The sequence below is a fragment of the Banduia mediterranea genome, from assembly GCF_031846245.1.
In the GTDB taxonomy this organism is placed as follows: Bacteria; Pseudomonadota; Gammaproteobacteria; order Nevskiales; family Nevskiaceae; genus Banduia; species Banduia mediterranea.
Genome location: NZ_JAVRIC010000067.1, coordinates 1 through 772, shown reverse-complemented (window position 1 = coordinate 772; position 772 = coordinate 1). Strand labels below are relative to the sequence as shown.

Below are 772 nucleotides of genomic sequence, written 5' to 3'. Positions count from 1 at the left end.
CGAGGCTCGCACAGGCTCGGCTTGTCAGAGCAGCAGAGTCACGATCATGAGCAATACCCGTAAAACGAGCGCGAGTGCGCAGCCCTCGGACATCGTCGAGGCGCAAAAGGCACGCGAAGCCTTGCGGTCGGCATCGCATGCAGGCCCGGAACCCTCGGCGGTGGCTCATCAACTGGCCTGCCGCAGCTTTGCCGAGCGGCTGCATCGATACCGCAACGGCCGCCGCGTGATCGTGCTCGGCGTGCCGCCGGCCGGTGTTGCACTGGCCGCCGAACTCGCGCGCCAGCTCGAGGTCACCGGCGACACCCTGGTGGTGCGTGGCCTGAGCGTGCCGTCGCGGCCCGGGCGCGTGCTCGGAGCCGTCACCTCCGGCGGCGCGCTGCACATCGACGAGACCCAGGTCCAGGCCCTGAACCTCGGCGCCGGCGTGCTGGAGCCGATCATCGCGAGCGAGACCGAGCAACTGCGCAAGGACGAACGCCGCCACCGCGGTCCCCGGCCCCCGCTGGCGGTCGAGGGTGCCACGGTGATCCTGGTCGACGAGGGCATCAGCTCCGGTGCCACGATGCAGGCGGCCGTGTACGCGCTGCGCTCGCTGCGCCCGGCCTCGGTGGTGATCGCGGTGTGCACGGCACCGGCTGGTCTGGCGCGGCGCTACGATGAACTCGCGGACGAGTTCATCTGTCTGCACGAAACGCGCGAGGCCGATACTGCGGAAGCCGACTGAGGGTACTTCGGTATCAGCCGGATGCGTTTTGCCGGCGCGTATTCA

At 69.4% G+C, this 772-nt stretch carries 1 protein-coding gene; it reads left to right on the top strand.

Annotated features, from left to right (window positions below):
* Window positions 1–46: 46 nt before the first annotated feature.
* On the top strand, window positions 47–727 hold the full coding sequence (locus tag RM530_RS18400) for a phosphoribosyltransferase (protein ID WP_311366724.1): 681 nt from the start codon (window positions 47–49) through the stop codon (window positions 725–727).
* The last annotated feature ends 45 nt before the right edge of the window (window positions 728–772 follow it).